The organism is Micromonospora sp. DT228 (genome assembly GCF_049841595.1).
GTDB lineage: Bacteria > Actinomycetota > Actinomycetes > Mycobacteriales > Micromonosporaceae > Micromonospora.
Genome location: NZ_JBNCKO010000018.1, coordinates 150,466 through 166,616, shown reverse-complemented (window position 1 = coordinate 166,616; position 16,151 = coordinate 150,466). Strand labels below are relative to the sequence as shown.

The window sequence follows — 16,151 nt, the reverse complement described above, 5'->3', positions numbered from 1 at the left end:
CGCTACTTATCGATCACCGCCACGCCGAAACTTCCTCACCCTCGGGCACCTGCAGCCGACTTCGACACAGCCCCTAGGCGGCGGCCCGTGCTGATGTGTTCAGTCGTGATCCTCGCAGGATGTAGTCGGCTGCGCCGAGGACGAGTAGTACGGCTGCGGTAGTGCCGGCTGTTGTGGATTCGGCTGGCTGCAGAGGCCAGCTGACGATTTGGCCGAGGACGCTGTCGCCGGTGGTGCGGCTGATCGGCAGGAACGGCGGAATGGTGATGAAGGGGACCAGATAGAACCACGAGCGCGCGCTACCGAGGGTGGCGGCGCCAAGACTGATCAGACCGAGCGCGCCGGCGCAGTTGCGCGCGAGGGCGGCCGGCTCGCCGTATCCGTGCGTCGTGCCGGCTACCGACAGCAGCAGACCGAGGACGACCAGAGCGGCGAGGGTCAGGTGCAGTGCCCGCCGAGTCGGCCAGGGAAGTGCAGCGGTGCGGTCCAGGTCGGGGTCGGGACCGGTGAGAGTGGTGCCGGCGGCGATGGCGGCGAAGCCGGTGGCGGCCATGGACAGGGGAGCCGGCAGGGTGTCGGGTGGCGAGATTGCGGTCCAGATCGCCCAGAGGCCCCAGACCACCGCCGCGGTGCCGAGCATGGCGGCGGGTATCCGGCGCGCTCGGAGGTGGTGGGCGAGCCCTTTCATCGTAGGCCGCCCGTCAGGATGTCCCACTGGGCGTCGGCGTTGCAGGCGAGGCCGGCGTCGCGGAGCGCGGCGATGCGTGCCAGTTGTTCGGCTGCGGGCAGTGAGGTCAGCCGTTGCCACGCCTCGACCGCTTTGTGATTGGTGTCCGGTGGCGGTGTTTCGAGCAGCCAGTACGCGGCGGCGAGCCGGGCGGCGCCGTACGTCTGCCAGTTGCTGGTGTCTCCGCAGCTGATGACCCCGGCGCCGGTCAGAAGTTGCAGCGCGACCTGTTCGACGTCGATGTCCGCGGCCTGTCCGGTTTCGATGTAGAAGCGGGTGGTCTGCGCTGACGGGGTGTCCTGTTCGTCGGGGTTACCGCTGATGTCCTGGATCCCTTCTTCGACGGCGGTGGGGGGATTCGGTAGGCGGCTGAGGCGGTGCAGGGCGTCGCGGGCGGGTGCGACGGTGTCGGGGAGGATGGCGGCGTGTACCCGGCGGACGCAGACGCGGGGTGTTCCGTCGGCGCAGACCAGCTCTCGGGCACCGGCGTCGACGGCGTCCATGCTGTTGGCCGGGCCGCCCGACGCCAGCAGAAGCAGCGCGGTCACGGCACCGAACACGGCTGGTAGGGCGGCAGCCGTGCGGGCGCGGACGTTGGTGGCCGACAGCAGCAGGAATCCGGTGGTGGCCAGGGCGAGCGCCCAGATGGACTGGGCCAGACTCAGCCGGGCCGGCACGATGAGGAAGTCACCGCTCTGGCCGAGCACCGGCGACAGCAGAGCAACGCTCTGCTGGATACGGCCGGCGACGGAGTAGGCGGACAGCAGGCCGGGGGCGCTGGCCAGGATCAGTCCGGCCATGGCCAGAGCCGGCGCGGTGAACCGCGACGGTACGACGGCGCCCAGGCCCATGCCAAGCAGCCCCGCGGCGAGTAGCAGAGGCAGCCCGGTGGCGATGACGGCGATCGCGGCGGGGTTGAAGTAGGTCGCCGAGCCGGCTACCAGCGGCAGGCATGCGGCCACGGTCAGCAGGTAGGCGACGGTGACGGTCAGACTCAGCGCGAGGGCCGGTGACGCGGCGCGTTGCCAGGCGGGCCGGGCAGTGCTGGTGAACAACTCGCCGACGCGTCCGCGGCGGTCGCGGTCGGTCAGCCACGCCCCGGCGGCCAGGGTGAGCGGCCAGGTGAAGGCCAGTGCGGTGCGTAGCGTAGTTGCCAGCGGGGACCATCGGCTGCTCCACGCGTCCTGCCCGAAGAGCAGATACATTCCGGTGAGGCCGAGTAGGAGCACGATCAGGCCGGCGCCGGCCGCAGCGCTACGGCGCAGGTCGATGGCAAGCGCGCGGATCATGCGCCGGCCTCCCGCCGGGCCTGGCGGATCACCGCGGCGTAGCCCCGTTCAGCGGCGCTGTCACCGGGGTCACCGGTGCCGCCGCGTTCGGCCAATTCCGCGGGCGTGCCCTGCCACACCACCCGGCCGGCATGCACGATGACCACATCGGTGCACGAGGCCACCACGTCCTCGACCAGGTGGGTAGAGACCAGTACGCAGGTGTCGGCGCCGAGGTCACGTAGCAGCTCGCGGAAGGTCAACCGCTGCTCCGGGTCGAGACCCACGGTGGGCTCGTCAAGCAGTAGCAACGCCGGGTCGTTGACGATGGCCTGGGCCACACCGGCACGGCGCAGCATCCCACCGGACAACTGTTTCAACTTGCTGCCGGCCCGCTCGGTGAGTCCGACCCGGGCGATCGCCCGTTCGGCGGCCACGGTGATGCCGGCCGTGGGGACTTCTTTGAGCCAGGCCATGTACTCGACGAACTCGTGGACGGTGAACTTCGGGTAGTAGCCGAACTCCTGCGGCAGGTAGCCCGTCATGCGCCGGATCGGCCGTAGATCGGCCCGACGCTCGTGCACAGGCCGACCCAGAAGGTTCAGGCTGCCGGCGGCCGGCCTGAGCACGGTGGCCAGCGCGCGCATCAGCGTGGTCTTCCCGGCGCCGTTGGGACCCAGCAGGCCGTGGACGCCTACACCGATGCGCAGGTCGAGGCCGGTCACTGCCAGATGCCGGCCCGCCCGGACCTGCAAGCCGTGCGCCTGCACCGCGTGTTCCCACGTGGTCGGCCTCAACTCGGCCTCGGACAAACTTCGTACCATCATCGCTCCTTGGACAGGGATCATCAGCCGCTGGTAGGCAGCGGGAAACTGTGCGTGGGCCGTTGATCAGTTACGACTGGCGAGCCGTTGGAAGGCGTCAGCGCGGGTCCAGGCCAGGGCAGCCAGTACCAGTCCGGTCATTGCCCAGACCGGGGCCTTGTCGGCCTCCAGCACGACGGGCAGCTGATGGGTCAGCATCGCCGGTGCCGCCACCCCGGCGACCCAGGCAGCGGCGACGACACCGGCAGCCCGTCGTACGCCGAGCAGACTGCCCAGCGCGATCGTGGCCGAGGTGACGGTCAGGCAGGGCAGCAGCCACAACGCCACCGACGTCCCGGCGGCCCAGCCGACCACCGCGAGAACCGGCAGAAGCGCCGCAAGCACCGTGACGGTGCGGCGCAGCACCATCAGAGCACCTCCCTGAGGGGAGGCGGCGACCAGTTCCCACGCCGGATCGTCGCGGCGTGAGCACGCCGCCGCGACACCGAACAGCGGCACGACCGGGGCGATCAACAGCACCGGTGACGGATAGTGCGGATTGACCACCTCCAGCAGTAGTGCAGCCACCAGCGCGCCGACGCTGACCATCAACCGTGGCAGCAACGACCACGTCGACCACCGCCGCACCACCCCGAACCGCCGGTACGGCACCACCGCGGGCAACGACCCGGTGAGCTCTCCACCGACGCCGGCGACCATCGTCGCCGTGTCGGGGTGAACGACCTCGCCGAGCCGACTACGGCAGCCGGAACAGGAGTCCAGGTGCATCTCCACGCCCCACACCGCGGCATCCGGCAGGCTCTCGCTGATCCCGGCATAGCGCGCCAGCAGGTCGTCGTCGATGTGCGAATTCATGACAGCGCCTCCCGAAGGCGGATGCGGGCCATTCTGGCGCGCAACTTCACAGTGCTCTCCGGCACTCCGAGCAAAGCTGAGGTGTCGCGTACCGAGAGCCCGTCCAGAACCATCGCCTGCAGCACACGCCGGACCTCCGGAGCCAAGGTGTGCAAGGCCCGCAGCAGATCCGCATCGACCCGGCCAGCCAGCACCTCGTCCTCGGCGGCGGGCGCCGGCGCCGCGGCTATCGCAAGCGGAAGTTCCGCCGCGCGGGCACGGTGCCGGAAGGCGTCCACCAGCCGGCGTGCCGCAATCGTCCAGATCCAGCCCGTCGCACCACTCTGCGCCGAGCCGGTGAACGACCCTGCCGACCGCCACACCGCCATGAAGGTCTCCTGCAGAACCTCGGCCACGATCTCGTCGTCGGAACACCGGCGCCGTAACCGGGTCGCCAGCCACGGCGCCGTACGCCGGTACAACTCGTCGAAAGCGGCATGCTCACCGCGTGCGCAGCGGCGAACCAGCTGCACCTCGGTCACCGCTTCCTGATCACCCACGCTCTGTAGGACGGCGCCGACCGCCCGGTGGATAGCGAAAGCAGTGTGACCCGAGACACATACACAAGCCTCCATGAATGCCCGCACATCGGCTGTCCAATGGATTACGAGGCGCCGAGCTGAGATCACCCCACGTTGCCGGCCACTGACAGGCGATTGGACCGTCGCTGGCGAGAGAAACCGCAGCATTGAACGTACCGCTGAGGCCGCACGATCTTCGTGAGGTCGGGCCGTGTGAGCTGCCCTGATCCAGGCCGAACAACCCCCGTCGAGCATCCGGCCCACCGCGACGGACGAAGGGCTATCAGTCGCCGATACCTACTCGCCGAGGTCTCGGGCAACCCAGCCGGGGGCATCGGAGCGCACGGGCAGCGCGCCCACCAGTGCGGTCAGGTGCATCTCGAAGGCCGCAACCTCGCTGGCACCAATCTGTTGCTCCCATTGAACGCGCAGCTCGTCGAAGACCGCTTCGCCGCTTCGCAGCACGTCCAGGCCGAGTGTGGTGACGTGGAGGCGTTTGCGGCGGGCGTCGTGGGGGTCTGCCTCACGGGCCACGTAGCCGCGCTCCTGCAACACCGCGATGGTCTTCGCCGCGGACTGCTTGGAGATCGACAGCCGGCGGCCCAGTTCTGACGCGCTGTCGGCTCCCGAGGCGATGGCCCGCATGGCGAAGGCATGAACGGGACGTACGTCGTCGTAGCCGCGCCGGGCCAGCTCGACGACCACCGCGTCGACGAACGTACGGAAGCCTCCGAGCAGCAGCAAAGCGAGACTGGCACCCGAGCGAGACATGAGAGCAGGTTACGGCAGCGCCTAGACAAAAGACAACCTGGGTGACTATTATTGGACACCTAAGTTGTCGATTTAGGGAGAGGCATGACAGTCGCACCAGCTGGTCCCACGGTGTCGGGGATCACCCACCACCGCGCCGAGGTCAACGGAACCACCCTGCACTACGTGGCCGCGGGAACCAGCGGATCGCCGATCCTGCTGGTGCACGGGTTCCCCGAGACCTGGTGGACATTCCACAAGCTCATCCCGCTGCTCGCGGTCAACCACCGCGTCTTCGCCGTCGACCTGCGCGGCTTCGGCGACTCGGACAACGAGCCGGGCGAGTACGACAGCAAGACCTCGGCCGAAGACCTGCACCTGCTGATCGAACAACTCGGCGTTGGCCCCGTCCACCTCACCGGCCAGGACATCAGCGGAGCGACGGTCTTTCGTCTGGCCACCACCCATCCACAGGATGTGCGCAGCTTCACCGCCATCGAGATGGGCCTGCCCGGGTTCGGCCTGGAAGCGCTGGCCGACATCACCCACGGCGGCGCCTGGCACATCGGTGTTCTCGCCACGCCCGGCATCCCCGAGATGCTGCTCGCCGGCCGCGAACGCGAGTTCCTCGGCCAATTCGCCTTTCCGGCCATGAGTGCCACCCCGGGGGCCATCACCGACACCGACATCGACGAGTTCGTCCGCACCTACGCCCGCCCTGATGGCTGGCGCGGAGCGACCGGCCTCTACAAGTCGATGCTGCAGGAAGGCCCCGAAATCAAGACCCTCGCACAGACCCGCGGGCTGAAGGCGCCCGTGCTCGCGGTCGGCGCAGGCGGCGGCCCGTTCACCGCCGGCACCATGTCCCAGGCCACGACGACCGAAGTCAGCTCAGTAACACTCGACGGCGTCGGCCACTACGCCGCGATGGAAGCCCCCGAAGAGCTGGCGAAGGCCATCCTCGACTTCACCGCAAACGTCGACGCCGCCTAACCTCCGTTTCCAGCAAGCAGCGACTGATTGTCTCGGTCGTTGCTGGACGAGGGATCGGTGCCGACGTTGGTTGGCCGGGTAGGCGGTGTCGCCCGGCCGAAGGCCGGGTTTCTCCGTGGGTCCTGGTCGTTGGGGCGGCGGATACGTTGCCAGGTAACGGGTTTGGGTAGTGCGGCGAGAAGTTCGAAGGCTCGGATGAAATGGTCGGTCCAGAGCCAGTCGGCGGCGATGCGCAGGGTGGCGGCGCGGGCGGTCCACCACGACGATGGCCCGCTGCCAGCACCTCAAGCCGCCTTAATAAGATCAACACATCGACCCTGTTCGTCAGAACGGGTCAAGCCCAGGAGGCTTTCTTATGTCCCTCCAACCTGCCAACCTCGCCGCGCGAATTCAGAGCAAGCATGGACAGCTAGCCGTCGAATCGGCTCCATACACCCATCCGGGTCCGGGCCAGATCGTCGTGCGTAACCATGCTGTCGCGATCAACCCGCTGGACTGGATCATTCAGGTCGAGGGCAATTTGCTGTACGGCTGGCTCAAGTACCCCACTGTGCTGGGGACCGACGTTTCGGGGGAAGTCGTCGAACTTGGTGAAGGAGTCACGAGGTTCAGCGTTGGCGACCGAGTATTCGCACTCGCCGTCGGGACAGACAAGGATACCAACACCGGCGCAGAAGGCGCGTTCCAGCAATACACCGTCGTGCGCGAGCGGTTGAGCTCACCGATACCCGACCGGATGAGCTTCGAGGAGGCCTCCGTGCTTCCGATGGCCGTATCCACAGCCGCGGCAGGGCTGTTCCAGGATGATTACCTCGGTCTGCAGCTTCCCTCCGCCGGAGCTCGTCCCACCGGTGAGACCATTCTCGTATGGGGCGGCTCAACCAGCGTTGGCAGTAACGCCATCCAGCTTGCTGCCGCCGCCGGCTACGACGTCATCACCACGGCGTCGCCGAAGAACTTCGACTATGTTAAATCTCTGGGCGCGTCGCAGGTGTTCGACTACAACAGCACGACCGTGATCCAGGACATCATTACGGCACTCGCCGATCGAACGGTTGCCGGCGCGGTTTCCTTCGGCACTACCGGAGCGCCCGCCTGCGTGAAGATCTTGGCCAAAGCCCGCGGCAAGAAATTCGTCGCGATCGCCACACCGCCGGTCGACTTTGCGAGCCTCGCGGATCCGTTGCGCGGCAGGCTGGAACGCGCGCGCGTGACCGCCCGACTCATCGCCGCAAACATTGCACTGCAATTCTCGGCCCGCCCGCACGGTATCGGACTGAAGTACATCTTCGGCACGAACATCAAAAACAACAAGGTCAGCACCGCGATCTTCAGCGATTTTCTTCCCGCTGCGCTGGTCGAGGGCAGCTACACCGCAACACCGAAGCCAGCCATTGTCGGGCACACCGTGGGCGACTTCCAGCATGCAATGGACCTCCAGCGAGCCGGCGTATCGGCAACGAAACTGGTTGTCTCGCTCGACCAAGTCAGCTGAGCCGTCGATGCCCACCCTTCCATGGACTGCACTTACCAGTCTTGAAAACAGCCACGAGTACATCGTCGTGGCCATCCGCTTCGAACTCACCAGTCGTCTACACCTGGGCAAGATCTCCTCAGCTGCTCAAGCCCTCACCTAGGCGGTGGTGCGGGGGCCACCCCAGCGCGCGCAGGAGGTGCTGCGCGCTCACCCGGCCACAGCGTGCCGGAAGAGCCATGCCCAGCACCAGGCTGACGTCGGTGATCGCCGGTGGGCAGACTCGGGCAGGTAGAGCTGGCATCGGCATCACGCCTGGGCGGGGACGCGCGAGCAGGACAGCGGGTACGAGTGGACCGACGAGGTGTTCCTTCGGTCGGATAGGTCGTGTCATGACCGAACAACCTCATTCAGCGATGAGGCGCGACACGTCAGGGGCGGCCTCATGCCCTTCATCGGCGTAATGCGGAAATAAATCTGGGATTCAGCAGAAAGCATTGTATGATTAGCGCATGCTCTATCAGACTCCCGTGCTCGCCGATGACGACAAGCGCGTGCTCGGCGAACTGGACACCATGCGGGACAACCTGCGGTATCAAATCGCTGAGCCGCACCGCTGGACAGGGCAACTCCGACGAACCCTGATCGCCCACGCCATCCAGGGCTCAAATTCGATCGAGGGCTACCAGGTGTCCCTGGACGACGCAGCCGCCGCCGTCGCCGGCGACGAACCGGTAGAGACGAACCCGCAAACCTGGGAGGTCATCACCGGCTACCGCGACGCCCTGACCTACGTGCAACAACTCGCCCGCTCACGCGAGTTCACCTGGCAGCACATGCTGCTCAACGCACTGCACTTCATGATGCTCCGGCACGACCTCAGCAAGTGGCCGGGCCGCTACCGCCCGGGAGACATCCACATCGACGAGGCGCACACCGGCCGACGCGTCTACACCGGGCCAGACGCCGACGACGTCCCGTCGCTGATCTCCGAGCTGATCGACTGGCTGGCCGACGGCGAACCGGAGACCCCGCTGCTCGTCCGAGCCTCCATGGCCCACCTGAACCTGGTAAAGATCCATCCCTGGCGGGACGGAAACGGCCGAATGTCGCGCTGCCTACACACCCTCGTACTCGCCCGCGACGGCGTCCTCGCCCCCGAGTTCTCCTCGATCGAGGAGTGGCTCGGCGTCGGCCGAAACACCTACGCCTACTACGACGCGCTCGGCGAGGTCGGCGGCCCAACCTGGCAGCCCGACAACGACACCAGCCAATGGATCCGATTCTGCCTCAGCGCCCACCACCAACAAGCCCAACTGGTCCGGCAACGCCTCGACCAAGCAGCGCATCTCTGGGAACTGCTCGACACCTGGGTCCGGCACGCTGGGCTACCCGAACGGGTCATCAGCGCCCTACACCTCGCCGCCACCGGCGGTCGAGTGCGCCGAACCCTCTATCAACGCGACGAGAACCTCACCGACGACCAGGCAACCCGCGACCTACGCGCCCTGGTCCGGGCGGACATGCTCGAACAGCACGGTGAGACACGAGGCAGGTTCTACCTCACCTCGCCGACGCTGCGCGACCTCGCCGCCCCCGCGCTGCGCCCAAAGGAAATCATCGACCCGTACCGAAGGTGAGCCGCGGGCCCCGGCACTACAAATCTCGGACGGTCAGCGCGCCGCGAACGGCCGCCATTTCCTGTCTACCGAATTGGACCCGTGCGCCGGACATACCAGAAGGCACTCCAGGCTCACAGCATTGAGCCTAAATAGGCCCAAACGGGACAGTCAACCTGTCCAATTCATCGTGATTTTCCACGAAATCTGGTGTCCGAGGGGGGACTTGAACCCCCACGCCCTATACGGGCACTAGCACCTCAAGCTAGCGCGTCTGCCATTCCGCCACCCGGACCTACACGTTAAGCCTACCCTGCCGACCAGATGATCTTTCCACCCGATGTCGGTACGGCGGGCCGCACGGGGAGTTACTGTACACGCCGTCCGTGGATCATGCACATCGCCTTCCGGCGCTCCTCTCCCGGCACTTCCGCCGCTGCTCAGAGGCCCGCTCACGGGCCGCGTACACCCGTCGACTCGCCGCCCGGGTAGCGTCCGGCGGCCCTCTGACGGCAGCATTGCCACGTGTCCCATCCCTCTCCCCTAGCAGCCGCCCAGCACCGGGCCCTCGCCCTGCGCGCCACGGGCGACCTCAGGGCCGCCCGGCAGCTACTCGCGGAGGCCGTCGAAGCCGCTCCCCCGCCGTACGGTGACGATCATCCTGAGATGCTGCACACCGCGCACCTACTGGCGCGGCTGCAGCGCGAGGCGGACGATCCGCTCGCCGCCCGCCGGGTGTTGGAGGAGGCGTTCGCGGCGGGCGAGCGGCGTTGGGAGCACTCCGACCCCGTGATGCTCGCACTCGCCTTCGAACTCGCCGAGGTCGCCGAGGAACTGGGCAACCGGCACGAGGCCCGGCGCAACTACACCCGCGTCGCCACCGCCGGGCCGGCCACCCTCGGGGAGCACCACCCGGCGGTACGCGCCGCCCGCGCCTACCTCGGCCCGTCCGCGTCAACGCCCACCGAGCAGCACGGGCCGGACCCGGTCGCCGCGTCGGCGGAGTCGGGCATCCGGTCGGCGCTGTCCGGCCCGACCCTGTCGATGGCGACGCTGGCCGCGATGCGTCCCTCCGCCGATGGCCCGACGCCCACCAACTCCCCCTGGGCTCCGCCACCGCCGGCCACACCCCGAGCAACCCCTCCCGGGGTACGCGACACCGCCGCACCCCACCCACCCGGCCACACCGCCGCAGCGCCGGCTTCTTCTCGGCGTACGCCAGGCCCTTCCCCAAACACGCCGCCACAGCCCAGCCGAGCACCCGCGGTGGCGCCCCACCAACGCGTCGACGAGCAACCGCTCGGGTCCGCCCGGCCAGCGGTCAGCCAATCATCCCGGCCGGTGCCGGAGAGCCAGCCGCTCCGATGGGGAGCGGAGGGCCCGCCAACCCAGCCGAGCGCCCAGGGCCAACCACCCCGGCCAAGGGCTGAAAGCCAGCCACCGCCGTCTGGCGACCGGCCGCCACCTCGACCGACGGCCGGGACAACCGCGGCGCCCCGGCAGCGGGTAGGCGACCAGGCGACCCACCCGGCGGCCAACGTGCCGCACCGGCCGTCGACCCCACCCGCCCCGACGCCGGTCGTCACCACGCCAGCGCCGGGGACGCCGGCACCTCCGTGGGACAACCCCACGATCCAGGTACGACAGATCGAGCCGCTCCTCGCCGAGGAGGCTGAACGAGCCGCAGCCGGACCAGCCGGAGCGGCCGGACCGGGCGACGCGTCCGCCATCGACGCGACATCGTCGGGCCGACCGTCCCCAGCCGCTGGGCAGCCAGGGCCGGCGCAGCCGGTGAGCGGACCACCCGCCCACCCGGTCAGTGGGCCACCGGTCGGGACGCCGCCCGGCCACCGGTACCCGGTCTCCGGGCCACCGGCGCACCTTTCTCCGACGTCCGCACCACCAGCCCACCCCCACCCGGTCTCGGCCCCACCCAGTCACGGACAACCCGCGTCCGCGCCACCCGGCCACGCATACCCCGTCTCCGCGCCACCCGGCCACGGACAACCCATCTCCGCCCCACCCGGCCACGCATACCCCGTCTCCGCGCCACCCGACCACGGACAACCCATCTCCGCGCCACCCGGCCACGCATACCCCGTCTCCGCACCACCCGGCTTCGGGCACCCTGTCTCCGCGCCTCCGGTGAGTGCGCCGCCCGTACCGCCGTGGGGGATGACCGCACCGCCGTGGAGCCGCAACGCCCCACCGCAACCCCTGCCGACTCCCGGTGCCGGCTCCGCCGCGGGGTCCCCGACGGACGTGGACGACGGTGGCGCGGACGATGGGTTCGGGTTGGGTGGCGACGCCCCGGTGGTGCCGGCACAGCGGACCCCGCCCGCGATGTCCGACCAGACCGAGGTGATCCCGTCCGTCCAGCCCGACAGCGACCCGACCAGGGGCGACGCCGGGTCGCCCCTGGTCGCCGCCGCGCAGTCGAGCGTGGTCGTGCCGTCGGCCGAACCGCCTCCGGCAGCGTGGTCGACGGACGTCGGCGCGGGGGCGACGGGACCGACGGACGTAGGCGCGGGAGCGGCAGGACCGACGGACGCAGGCGCGGGGGCGACGGGGCCGCTGCCGACCGCATCGCGATCGGCGCCGCAGCACCCTGACCAGTACCCGACCCACACCCAGTACCCGGCCCAGGGCCAATACCCGACTCACACCCAGTACCCGGGCCACGATCAGTACCCACTTCGGGAGCACCAGCAGACGCAGGCGCCGTACCCGGGTCTGCAGTACCACCCGCTGCCCGACTACCGACCGTCGTACACCGATGAGGGCGGGTCGGGGCGCAACCGGGCGACGCTGATCGGCGCGGCGGTGGCGGCCGGGGTGGCCGTCGTGGCGGTGGCCGGCCTGGGTGTGGTGGTGCTGACCCGCGACGACCCGCCGCCCGCGGGGAGTACGCCGACTGCCACGGCACGGGCGACGGTCGGGCCACCTCCCGGCGATCTGCAGCTCCGCGACGACGCGACCACGATCACGCTGACCTGGACGGACCCGTCCGGCGGGGCGGTGCCGTTCATGGTCGCCGCCGGTCGGGCCGGGCAGCCCCTGGGGGTGATGGCCACCGTGGACCCGGGGCGGACGAGCTACACGGTCAACGGGCTGAACTCGCGGGTGGATCACTGCTTCACCGTGTTGGCGGTCTACTCCACCGACAGCTTCGCGACCTCCGGACAGGTCTGTACGACGCGGGAGCGCGCCACCCCGCCGAGCGGCGGGCCCTCGGTCCGACCGTCGCCGAGCTGAGGCGTGCCGGGCCGCACCGAGCTGAGCTGGGCGTCCACTGCGCACACGCTCGGTATCCACAGGGGTGACGGTGCGGGTTCCCCCGCCACCAGCAGCCCCATATGATGGCACCCGGCTCAGGGGAGGGGTGGCCGCGAGGCGCGCCACCTGCCACGACTCACGGGAGGCAGCCGGCTGTGGCCAGCATCGAAGACGCCGTACCGACCGACGCCCCCCGTTCCCGGTCCCGGCTGCGCGGCGGGCTGGTGACCGTTGGCACGGTGGCCGCGCTGCTGGCGGCCATGGGGCTGACCGTCCTCGGGCTCGGCGCGGCCGACAACGCGGTGGCCAACTACGACGCGAGTTCGTGGTTGTGGAGCGCGGCGCGCAGCGAGCTGGCCCGGGTCAACGGGGTCACCGCCCGGGTGGACACCCGCACCGAGATCCCCGGCGCCGTCCGGCACCCGATGCAGATCACCCAGACCGACCGACTGCTGGTCCTGCGTGACCTGCACACGGGGCAGGTCAGCTCACTGGACCTGGCCACCCTCCAGCTCACCGCGACCACCCGGACCACCCCCGGCCTGGGTGTGAGTGTCGCTCTGCACGAAGATTCGGCGTTCGTCGTCGACGCCGTGCAGGGCATCGTGCGGCAGCTCGACCCGCGGTCGCTGACCCCGGTCGGCGAGCCGGTGCACTATCCCCCGGGCATCACCGGCGGGACGTTCGACGGTGAGGGCCGGCTCTGGGTCGCGGTGCCGAGCCAGGGCACCGTCTCGGCGATCACCGCCGCCACGTTGCCGTCCGCGCCGGCCTCGGCCGCGCCCGCCGGTGCCGGGCTCAGCCCGAAGCAAATCGAGTCGTACGACGTCGCCGAGGCCAGCCACGAGCTTGTGGTGTCCACCCTGGACGAGGGGGTGGCAGTGCTCGACCGCACGGCCGGCAAGCTGGTCCGGGTGCAGCAGGGCAAGGTTCACCCGACGCCGTTGACGTTGTCCGGTGCGGCGGCGATGCCCACCCGCACCAGCGGGCAGCGGGTCCCGGTCACCGTGCCCGCCGAGCGGCGGGTGCTGGTGGTGGGTGACGGTGGGGAGGAGCGGGCCTTCACGGTGCCGGGCGAGGGCGACCGGCTCCGTGCGGCGGTGGCCTGGGCGGACCGGTTCTACTGCGCCGACGAGGCCACCGGCAAGATCTACGCCTTCGACACGGGTGGTCAGCTGGTCGAGACGATCAGCGGGCGGGCGAACGGGCCGCTGGAGCTGGAGGTCCGGGAGAATCACCTGTTCATCAACTCTCCCGACGCGTCGACAGCCCGGGTGGTGGACGACAAGCACCAGGTGCGCGAGGTCGACAAGTACGCAAACGACGTGCTCGGCGGCGATCCGCCACCTGTTGCCCCGCCGCCGCCCCCGCCGAAGAAGCCCCGGGTGGGCAAGCCGAGCGCGCCGCGCAGTGTCACCGCCGCCGCCGGCAACGCCCAGGCGCGGGTGAGCTGGCGGCCGGCCGCCGCGAACGGCGCCGAGATCATCAAGTACGTGGTGGAGGGTGCCGGCCAGCGCCTGGAGGTGGGTGCCAACCAACGCGCGGTGGAGGTCAAGGGTCTGACCAACGGCGAGACTTACCGGTTCGCGGTGCACGCCGTCAACGCCAAGGGCGACGGTCCGCCGCGCAACAGCAACCCGGTGACCCCGACGGCCGCGGTGCCCGACCCGCCGGCGAGCGTGACCGCCCAGGAGCGACCGGACGGCACGGTGCTGGTGAAGTGGCCGGCCGCGAACGGCCAGGGCAACACCATCGCCCGGTACGCCGTGACGGCCAGTTCGGCGGGGACGAACGCGCCGGTCGGTGAGTCGACGAAGACGGAGCTGGTGGTGCCCGCCGGTGAGTTGGAGTTCGGCACCCAGTACGCGTTCACGGTTGTCGCGGTCAACGACAAGGGCGCCGGTTCGGCGGCGTCGCCGGTCAGCAACACGGTGGTGCCGTTCGCGGTGCCCGGTGCGCCGCTCGACCTGCGGGCCGGCACTGTCGCCAACCAGCCGGGCGCGGTCACGGTGCAGTGGGCGCCGGCCGAGGCCAACGGTCGTCCGGTGACGAAATACCTGGTGGACGTCGGTGGGCGGGTCAGCGAGGTGGCCGACACCCGCACGACGGTCACCGGGTTGGGCAACGGCCAGAACGTGGCGGTGAAGGTGAGGGCGGTGAACGAGGCCGGACCGGGTCCGGAGGCCACCGCCACCGCCCGCACGGTCGCCGAGCCACGGGTCACGGTGACCGGCTCGTCGGCGACGGCCGTCGGGGCGACCGTGACGTTCACTGTGGACGCGGGCGGTGGGCAGGCCACCTGCGCGGTGAGCACGCCGGGTGAGCCGACGAAGGCCGGAGCGTGCTCCAGCATCACGATGACGGGCCTGACGCCGGGCACGGATTACACGTTCACGGTGACGGCGACCAACGCCGCCGGCAGGGGCACGGCGACGAGGGACCAGGCCACACCCGCGCTGTACGGGATCGCGACCTGCAACAACGGGCCTGACGGCGCCCAGCGCACCTACTGCAACAGGGAGGTCGACGGCCGCAACGGCAACGAGATCTTCAAGGTCGCCGAGCAGGACAACGACAAGCAGGCCGGCTGGGCGGAGCCCGGCACCCGGTTGAAGGCGTACTGCAAGAAGACCGGCGAGGACGTCGACTCGTGGATCTACAACAACCAGAAGCACAGCACATGGTGGGTGCAGGTCGAGTACAGCGGGAAGAACTACATTCCCTGGGCCTGGCTCAACCTGGAGGGCGGCGACGACATAAACGTCCTGCCCACCTGCTGAACCACCAGCCAAGGAGCACCGCCGACCGTGAACACCCACGAGCCGCTCACCCAGCCGGAGGTGCAGGGCTTCGCCGCCCTGGCCGCCCGGCTGGCCGAGAACGTCAACGCGGTGGTGCTCGGCAAACCGCAGGTGGTGCGGCTGGCGCTGACCGCGCTGTTCGCGCAGGGTCACGTGCTCCTGGAGGACGTGCCGGGGGTCGGTAAGACGACCCTGGCGCGGGCCATCGCCGCCACGGTGAAGGGTGAGTGGCGGCGTATCCAGTTCACGCCCGACCTGCTCCCGTCGGACGTGTCCGGGGTGACCATCTTCAACCAGGCGAGCCGGGACTTCGAGTTTCATCCGGGGCCGGTCTTCGCCAACATCGTCATCGCCGACGAGATCAACCGGGCGTCGCCGAAGACCCAGTCGGCGCTGCTGGAGGTGATGGAGGAACGCACGGTCACCGTGGACGGGGTCCGGCACCCGGTGCCGTCGCCGTTCCTGGTGGTGGCCACGCAGAACCCGGTGGAGATGGACGGCACCTACCGGTTGCCCGAGGCGCAGTTGGACCGTTTCCTGGTGAAGCTGTCCGTCGGCTACCCGGACGAGGCGGTCGAGGTGGAGGTGCTGCGCGGCGCGACGGTGCGTTCCCCGGAGGCGCTCGCCCCGGTCACCGACACCGCCACCGTCGGGGAGATGGTCCGGATGGCACGCCGGGTGCACATCGCCGAGCCGCTCTACGCGTACGCGGTCCGGTTGGCCGCCGCGACCCGTACCCACCCGCAGGTGCGGGTCGGGGTCAGTCCCCGGGGTGTGATCGCGTTGACCCGTGCGGCGTGCGCGTACGCGCTCATCGACGGGCGGGGTTGGATCATGCCGGAGGATCTGAAGGCGCTCGTCGAGGCGGTGTTCGCGCATCGGTTGCTGTTGACGCCGGACGCCCAGGTGCGCGGGATGACCGCCGCCGAGGTGCTGCGTCAGGCCGTCGCCTCGGTGCCGGTGCCCCTGCCGTCGGGGCAGCCCGCTCCGGTGCAGGGCTGACC

11 protein-coding genes, 1 tRNA gene and 1 pseudogene are annotated in these 16,151 nt (G+C 69.7%); 6 read left to right on the top strand and 7 right to left on the bottom strand.

Annotated elements, in window-relative coordinates; all coding sequences use genetic code 11:
* Positions 1–73 precede the first annotated feature (73 nt).
* The 6 genes from ACLQ29_RS29045 to ACLQ29_RS29020 form a co-directional block, all read right to left on the bottom strand.
* Positions 74–640 (bottom strand): hypothetical protein, encoded by a 567-nt coding sequence (locus tag ACLQ29_RS29045; RefSeq protein ID WP_425774600.1) that lies wholly within the window; start codon positions 638–640, stop codon positions 74–76.
* A gap of 44 nt (positions 641–684) precedes the next feature.
* Complete coding sequence (locus tag ACLQ29_RS29040) at positions 685–2,016, bottom strand: ABC transporter permease (protein ID WP_425774599.1); 1,332 nt, start codon at positions 2,014–2,016, stop codon at positions 685–687.
* Entirely contained in the window at positions 2,013–2,819 is an 807-nt protein-coding gene (locus ACLQ29_RS29035; RefSeq protein ID WP_425759952.1) for an ABC transporter ATP-binding protein, read from the bottom strand. The genes ACLQ29_RS29040 and ACLQ29_RS29035 overlap by 4 nt, the downstream gene beginning before the upstream one ends.
* Before the next feature lie 66 nt (positions 2,820–2,885).
* A complete protein-coding gene (locus tag ACLQ29_RS29030) occupies positions 2,886–3,674 on the bottom strand; it encodes a zf-HC2 domain-containing protein (protein ID WP_425774598.1) in 789 nt (262 codons plus the stop codon).
* The gene (locus ACLQ29_RS29025) at positions 3,671–4,213 is read right to left on the bottom strand and encodes an RNA polymerase sigma factor (RefSeq protein ID WP_245722773.1); all 543 of its coding nucleotides are present in this window, start codon (positions 4,211–4,213) and stop codon (positions 3,671–3,673) included. The genes ACLQ29_RS29030 and ACLQ29_RS29025 overlap by 4 nt, the downstream gene beginning before the upstream one ends.
* 318 nt (positions 4,214–4,531) lie before the next feature.
* Positions 4,532–5,005 (bottom strand): MarR family winged helix-turn-helix transcriptional regulator, encoded by a 474-nt coding sequence (locus ACLQ29_RS29020; RefSeq protein ID WP_425774597.1) that lies wholly within the window; start codon positions 5,003–5,005, stop codon positions 4,532–4,534.
* A 165-nt stretch (positions 5,006–5,170) separates the two neighbouring features.
* Here ACLQ29_RS29020 and ACLQ29_RS29015 point away from each other — a divergent pair, with 165 nt between their 5' ends.
* The 3 genes from ACLQ29_RS29015 (at position 5,171) to ACLQ29_RS29005 (ending at position 9,091) form a co-directional block, all read left to right on the top strand.
* Positions 5,171–5,977, top strand: coding sequence for an alpha/beta fold hydrolase (locus ACLQ29_RS29015; RefSeq protein WP_425774596.1), 807 nt, complete (start codon positions 5,171–5,173; stop codon positions 5,975–5,977).
* A 355-nt stretch (positions 5,978–6,332) separates the two neighbouring features.
* Positions 6,333–7,472, top strand: a complete 1,140-nt coding sequence (locus ACLQ29_RS29010; RefSeq protein WP_425774595.1) for a zinc-binding alcohol dehydrogenase family protein — start codon at positions 6,333–6,335, stop codon at positions 7,470–7,472.
* A gap of 491 nt (positions 7,473–7,963) precedes the next feature.
* Positions 7,964–9,091 (top strand): Fic family protein, encoded by a 1,128-nt coding sequence (locus ACLQ29_RS29005; protein ID WP_425774594.1) that lies wholly within the window; start codon positions 7,964–7,966, stop codon positions 9,089–9,091.
* A gap of 187 nt (positions 9,092–9,278) precedes the next feature.
* On the opposite strand, the gene ACLQ29_RS29000 is transcribed toward ACLQ29_RS29005, so the two are convergent.
* A tRNA-Leu gene (locus ACLQ29_RS29000) sits at positions 9,279–9,365 on the bottom strand.
* A gap of 230 nt (positions 9,366–9,595) precedes the next feature.
* Here ACLQ29_RS29000 and ACLQ29_RS28995 point away from each other — a divergent pair.
* From ACLQ29_RS28995 to ACLQ29_RS28985, 3 genes and pseudogenes are all read left to right on the top strand, one after another.
* Positions 9,596–10,025: pseudogene (locus ACLQ29_RS28995) on the top strand (tetratricopeptide repeat protein); the annotation flags it as partial.
* Positions 10,026–12,501: 2,476 nt separating this feature from the next.
* A complete protein-coding gene (locus tag ACLQ29_RS28990; RefSeq protein ID WP_425774593.1) occupies positions 12,502–15,126 on the top strand; it encodes a fibronectin type III domain-containing protein in 2,625 nt (874 codons plus the stop codon).
* 27 nt (positions 15,127–15,153) lie between these two features.
* Positions 15,154–16,149, top strand: a complete 996-nt coding sequence (locus tag ACLQ29_RS28985) for an AAA family ATPase (protein WP_425774592.1) — start codon at positions 15,154–15,156, stop codon at positions 16,147–16,149.
* Positions 16,150–16,151 lie beyond the last annotated feature (2 nt).